The organism is Massilia oculi, from assembly GCF_017582745.1.
Lineage (GTDB): Bacteria > Pseudomonadota > Gammaproteobacteria > Burkholderiales > Burkholderiaceae_D > Telluria > Telluria oculi_A.
On record NZ_JAFVIM010000054.1, the window covers coordinates 1 to 5,731 of the forward strand.

Annotated in this window: 6 protein-coding genes; all 6 read left to right on the forward strand. The window is 56.8% G+C overall.

Annotated features, from left to right (window positions below; translation table 11 throughout):
* Positions 1 to 289: 289 nt before the first annotated feature.
* The 6 genes from J3U95_RS28895 (at position 290) to J3U95_RS27760 (ending at position 5,642) form a co-directional block, all read left to right on the forward strand.
* Complete coding sequence (locus J3U95_RS28895) at positions 290 to 454, forward strand: YkvA family protein (RefSeq protein ID WP_221435089.1); 165 nt, start codon at positions 290 to 292, stop codon at positions 452 to 454.
* Positions 455 to 723: 269 nt separating this feature from the next.
* Positions 724 to 1,488, forward strand: a complete 765-nt coding sequence (locus J3U95_RS27740; protein WP_036217193.1) for a glycosyltransferase family 2 protein — start codon at positions 724 to 726, stop codon at positions 1,486 to 1,488.
* Positions 1,485 to 2,189 carry a TVP38/TMEM64 family protein gene (locus J3U95_RS27745; protein ID WP_036217195.1) on the forward strand — a complete coding sequence of 235 codons (705 nt, stop codon included), beginning with the start codon at positions 1,485 to 1,487 and terminating at the stop codon, positions 2,187 to 2,189. The genes J3U95_RS27740 and J3U95_RS27745 overlap by 4 nt, the downstream gene beginning before the upstream one ends.
* Positions 2,161 to 3,894 (forward strand): ArnT family glycosyltransferase, encoded by a 1,734-nt coding sequence (locus tag J3U95_RS27750; RefSeq protein WP_051997066.1) that lies wholly within the window; start codon positions 2,161 to 2,163, stop codon positions 3,892 to 3,894. The genes J3U95_RS27745 and J3U95_RS27750 overlap by 29 nt, the downstream gene beginning before the upstream one ends.
* A gap of 283 nt (positions 3,895 to 4,177) precedes the next feature.
* Positions 4,178 to 4,618, forward strand: coding sequence for a hypothetical protein (locus tag J3U95_RS27755; protein WP_208281701.1), 441 nt, complete (start codon positions 4,178 to 4,180; stop codon positions 4,616 to 4,618).
* A 193-nt stretch (positions 4,619 to 4,811) separates the two neighbouring features.
* Positions 4,812 to 5,642, forward strand: a complete 831-nt coding sequence (locus tag J3U95_RS27760) for a recombinase family protein (RefSeq protein ID WP_208281702.1) — start codon at positions 4,812 to 4,814, stop codon at positions 5,640 to 5,642.
* Positions 5,643 to 5,731 lie beyond the last annotated feature (89 nt).

Here is a 5,731-nt window from a genome sequence, read left to right on the forward strand (position 1 = left end):
GGCGACACGGACCAGGAGCCGGAGAAAAACAGTGAAACGGGGCAGCGCCGGGCAGCTGCTGAAGTGGAAATGGACACAGCTTAAACTAACCGGCTGAGTGTCTTGACTGATGGGTCCACTTTAGTGCCGACAGTTTCGTTACCCTTATTCAACTAGCCTGCGTGACTTTGGCCCAGTGCGGAGCATGCTGCGATAGTGAGTTAACAGATTCTTAACGCTGCATTGTTTATAATTCAGCTCTGGTGCGCCTGTAAAGAACCATGGACGCCCTGATTGCCAAGCGCTGTGCGTGCTGGTCGTCGCCTATGCACTTAGTCGCATCCATTTAATCCCGGACTTCATCCCCGGTATTGAGCTACCTCGACGATGTAATCTGCTACCGTGCCTGATATGGGTAGCTGTCAGACTTATTCCCTCATATGTCCTTGCTGAGTGCAGGGGGACGGGTCAATGAGTAGACGGCAAAGCAAAGACGCACGCCAAAAAGCAACTATGGCATTGCTTAAGTCGTACTGGCATGGATCCTAGTGTCCTGGGCGATCTGGGTCTACCTGATATCGCCTTTCTACTAAGGGCGGCAGGCCAGAAAATACAAATCTTTGGATCGTTAAGAATTATTGAGTTGGCGTTTACCAACCTACTCGTCAGCAACTGCATGGTGGCCCCTGCAGGAAGTAGCGCACAAGATGTATACCTGTGATTTCTTTAAGACGATTGAACAACATGGATGACGAAAAGAAGGGTAAGCAAGCATTCCTAGTCTCGGTGCTGATTCCGGCGAAAGACGAGGCCGATAATATAGGGCATCTGGTCAACGAGATTCATCGCGCCCTCGCTGGCCATCATTCTCACGAGGTAGTGCTGGTCGACGATGGCAGCGACGACGATACTAGCGCTGTGTTCCTGCAGCAATGCCAGCAGTTGGGCATGCCGGGGCGACTCATCCGCCATGCTCGCAGTGCCGGACAGAGCACCGCTCTCTGGACCGCTGCGCGCCACGCTAGCGGGCGTTTTCTCGTCACGATAGACGGCGACGGTCAGAATGACCCCGCCGACATTCCGGCACTAGTGGCGCAGGGGCTGACGATGGAAGATAAGCACCCACATTTCTGCATTGCGGGCTTCCGCAAGAATCGGCGCGACACGCGTTGGAAAAAAATCCAGTCACGCATCGCTAATGCCGTGCGCCGCAGCATACTCGACGATGGCGTACCCGATACCGGCTGCGGTCTCAAGCTACTGCCGCGCGAAACCTGGCTTTGCTTGCCGTACTTTGACCACATGCATCGCTTCGTGCCGGCACTGGTCAAGCGCCTTGGCGGCGTGATCACAGTCGTTCCGGTGCACCATCGACACCGTACCGCCGGCGTATCGAAATACACCGCCTGGAATCGGCTATGGGTGGGCATCGTCGACATGTGGGGGGTCAGCTGGCTAATCCGGCGCAGCAAGCTGCCGCTGATCGAGCGCATGGAAGTGCAGCATTGAAAACTGAATTGAGGCTGCTCTTCAAGCCGCTGCTGCTGACCTGCCTGCTCGCGCTAGGCTTTGCCTCCCTCCATTTCCAATGGTGGGGATCATTCACTGAGCTGGACCTGCTGAACCGGTTGTTCGAACGACATTGGGCGATTGCCTGGCCCGTTTTCGTGCTTACCGGCGTGCTATATACCGCGCTCGGCGGCCCGCGCCAACTGCTCGCATTCAGTTGCGGTTACCTGATGGGTGGCTTGACAGGGGCTTTGCTGAGCACTGCGCTGACCGGACTTGGCGCCCTGTTGGTGATCTATTACGTGCGCAATATCGGCAGGGATTGGCTGCTTCGGCGGCATGGCGAACGCGTCGCCTTCATCCGCCTACTGCTCGGCGAGAATACCTGGCTGTGGATCTGCACACTGCGTCTAATGCCGGTCGGCAGCAATTTGGCGACGAATATCGCGGTTGCCCTGGCTGGACTGAGCATACCGGCGGTTTTCTGGGGCAGCCTCCTGGGCTATCTGCCGCAAATGCTGCTGTTCAGCTTTGCCGGCGCGGGCCTAGCCTTGCATGACGAGCAGCAGATCTGGATCAGCCTTTTGATGCTGGTGCTGTCCACGGCGATGGTGCTCTATCTCTACCATCATGGCTTCAAGCAGAGGCTACAGGACATCCGAGGACAAACGCATGCAACTCCCGCACAATCCGAGCGCTAGGCAAGACGCACACTGGTGGCCGTGGATCGCTGCCCTCTTGATCGCTGCCCTGTTCGCCGGCATCGGGTTGCGGGACCCCTGGCCTGCCGACGAGCCGCGCTTTGCCCAAGTCGCACGAGAAATGGTGGAATCGGGCCAGTGGCTATTCCCAACTCGCGGCGGCGAGTTCTATCCGGACAAGCCGCCAGTCTTCATGTGGCTGATCGCCCTTTTCTACCAGCTCACCGGACAACTGAAGATCGCTTTCCTGCTGCCCAGTGCGCTGGCGGGCTTGGGCACGCTGTGGCTGGTATTCGACCTAGGTCGCCGCTTGTGGGGAGAGAACGTCGCCCGTTCGGCAGTGCTTGTCCTCGCGTTCACGCCGCAGTTCCTGCTGCAGGCCAAGGCCGCACAAATCGATGCGGTGGCCTGCTTCTGGATCACACTCGGCTGCTACGGGCTGGTCCGCCACTTCCTGCTCGGTCCAGCCTGGGGCTGGTATGCCGCCAGCTGGGTGGCGATGGCACTGGGCATCGTGACCAAGGGCGTCGGTTTTCTTCCCGCGCTGATGCTGATACCGCTGGCGATCTGGCGCCGCCCCGTCACCGCATCCGGGCAGCAGGTCTGGTGCATGCGCACGTGGTGGGGACCAACCCTGATGCTGGGCACGCTGGCGCTATGGCTGGTGCCGATGTGGGTGGCGGTCGAACGCATCCAAAGTCCGGAGCTATTGGCCTATCGCGACAACATTCTGCTCAGGCAAACCGCTGAACGCTATGCCAATGCATGGCATCACATAAAGCCATGGCACTACTACCTGTCGACTGCACTGCCCAGCATGTGGTTTCCGCTGGTCGTGCTGTTCCTGCTGCAGATCCGCAGCATCAGGAAGCTGTGGCCGTCCAGCGTGGCACTGCGCGTACTGCTGAGTTGGGTTGCGCTAGTGTTGCTCTTCTTTTCCATCAGTCCTGGCAAGCGCGAGGTCTACATCCTGCCGGCGCTACCAATGTCTGCCCTGGCACTCGCCTACGTCTGGGAACAAGCGCCGGAGAAAGGGCGCCGCACCGCGTCTCTTCTGTTACGGGGAGCGCTCGCGGTGGTTGGCCTGCTGCTGATGTTGCTGGCAGCGATGGCGCTGTTTGCTCCGGATCGCCTGCATCACCGAGCGGACGACTACGCCGACGCCATCGCCGCTCTGGCTCCAGGTCTGCTGATACTGGGATTGGCGCTGTCCAGCATCGTCTGGCTGTTGCGCAAACGCGCCTTGTTCGAACAGCTCGCCCTAGCCAGCTTGCTGACCTGGCTGTTCATTTCTTTCTGGCTGTGGCCCTCCCTCAACACACACCGGACGCCGCGCGCAGTCATGCAAGAACTCGAACAGAGCCTTGCACCTGAAGCGGAAGTCGGCATGCTCGAGTTCAAGGAACAGTTCCTGTTGTTTGCAAGCCGACCCCTGGTCCATTTCAGCTACCTGGCACCGCTACCCCAGCAGGAATGGAATGCCTGGCGCTGGATTCGCTCAGCTCCGAATCGCGTGCTGCTGCTCCCCGATAATCTAGCGCTACAGTGCTTCGATCTGACGAAGAAACGCGTTCTTGGCGAAGCCCATCGCCGCAACTGGGTCTTGCTCGATGCCTCGGCCGCACGTGAAAGCTGCGGCAGGGCTGTTGACCGCGTACCCTACCGCTACGTACCCGTGAAGAAAGACATCCTATTATCAAACTAGTCAGAACTGCGAGCACTACGCACTCGTAACCGACGCTGCCAGCTTCATCGGCGTCCATTTGACGTGGTTGTATCGACAGCTATTTGCTTGTATTTGACTTTGTAAGTAGATCGTACGTTACGATCACCTTGTTCACTGTCGCTGTATCAAATGTCTGCTTCGGGTCGGATCCGGTCCTTCGTGACAGTCAACGACTTTTCGTCCCTGGCCACCTGTTATGCTGAGCTGAGCGGCCGGGTTCGGCCAAAAGCGGCCTTTGGAGGCTGCAGACCTAGGAGGGGCGATGGAATTTGGAGTCGTGATTCGTATTGTTGGGGTTGACCCAGATGATGGGATGATTACTGCAGCCGTCGATGTAGATAGCGGTGGGTTCAGAGGAGTATCTCAGGTCTACACGACTGCAGACGCTTTCAAGGAGCTGTCCTCAAAACTCAGACTCTTTCCTGAAGGCCCTACAAAATCCTTTAAGTTCCAATTTGGGATGCCCGATAGTTACGGATACCTCAGCCTCGCGTTCTCGGTCCTTGATGCAACAGGACGCTGCGCCTGTCGAGTGCAATTGGAGTCGAACTACCTCCCGGCCTACGGCCCTGGAAGCAGGAAACGAGTCGAGGTAGACATGGGCGTTGAGCCAAATGCTATCGACCGATTTGTTTTTGACCTACAAAATCTGCTCAACAACGATCCGAGAGAAGCGGTTTTAGAAGGACTCGAAAAATTCTAATGATCAGGTAAATCCAGCCGCCTGGAATGTCTGCAATGGGTCGAATGTAGACCGATGAACGTTAGTTCAACACACAGTGATCCATAACAGTCTCTACAGTCAGCAAACAGCCATCATCTACGCGTAGCAATGCTAATCTACGGATAGATTTCCGCGTAAGATCGGCCTTGAGTTACTTATGACGGAGGCGTCCATGGTTCAGCAGCACAACCCACACCGGTCGGTGATGTATGTGCGGATGTCTACCGAGAGCCAGGACTACTCGACCGATCACCAACGCGCGAAGATCCGGGAGTACGCGGCCGCATGCAATCTGACTCTCATTCGTGAGTATGTCGATGACGGCAAGAGCGGCCTGGATATCAGACGGCGGCCCGGCCTAACGTCGCTCATGAAAGACGTTCAGTCAGCACAGCCCGATTTCAGCCATATCATTGTCTATGACATTAGCCGCTGGGGACGGTTTCAGGACATTGACGAGGCTGCGTATCACGAACATACCTGTCGTCGTGCTGGGATCACCGTGGTGTATTGCGGTGAGCGCTTCACCGACGATAGTGGCCCCTACGCTTCGCTACTGAAGAGCATGAAGCGTGTCATGGCTGCTGAGTATAGTCGTGATCTTTCTGAGAAGGTCTTCGCAGCGCAGTCTCGGTTCGTTGCGATGGGCTTTAAACAAGGTGGGCACGCCGGCTTTGGACTACGACGCCTTGCGCTTAAAGCTTGCGGTACTCCGCGAGCTGTACTCGAGTATGGCGAGACGAAAGTTTCGTCAACCGATCGCGTGATCCTCATATGGGGACCAGATGACGAGATCGCTGTAGTCAAGCGCGTTTATGCGCTTTACCTGGATGAAGGGTACAGTGAGCGTCGCATTGTGCACCTACTGAACAGCGAGAACATCTCAAGTGAGTTTGGCCGGCCATGGACTCAAGCCATGGTCAACTCGCTTCTAACCAACGTCAAGTATTGCGGTACGCTCGCATATAACGTAAGCGTCAAATCAGCACCGTCTAGACACTGAACGGCGCCGGTCGCAAAGTAGTCCCCACTAAATTTTGGCGGGGACTATTTTGGAAAGCGAAGTTGAACATAACAGGCGTCGGCGTAGCA

Coding starts and splice junctions, on each gene's coding strand:
- J3U95_RS27760 (WP_208281702.1), top strand. CDS start 4,812: ATGGTTCAGCAGCACAACCCACACCGGTCGGTGATGTATGTGCGGATG.
- J3U95_RS27740 (WP_036217193.1), top strand. CDS start 724: ATGGATGACGAAAAGAAGGGTAAGCAAGCATTCCTAGTCTCGGTGCTG.
- J3U95_RS27755 (WP_208281701.1), top strand. CDS start 4,178: ATGGAATTTGGAGTCGTGATTCGTATTGTTGGGGTTGACCCAGATGAT.
- J3U95_RS27750 (WP_051997066.1), top strand. CDS start 2,161: ATGCAACTCCCGCACAATCCGAGCGCTAGGCAAGACGCACACTGGTGG.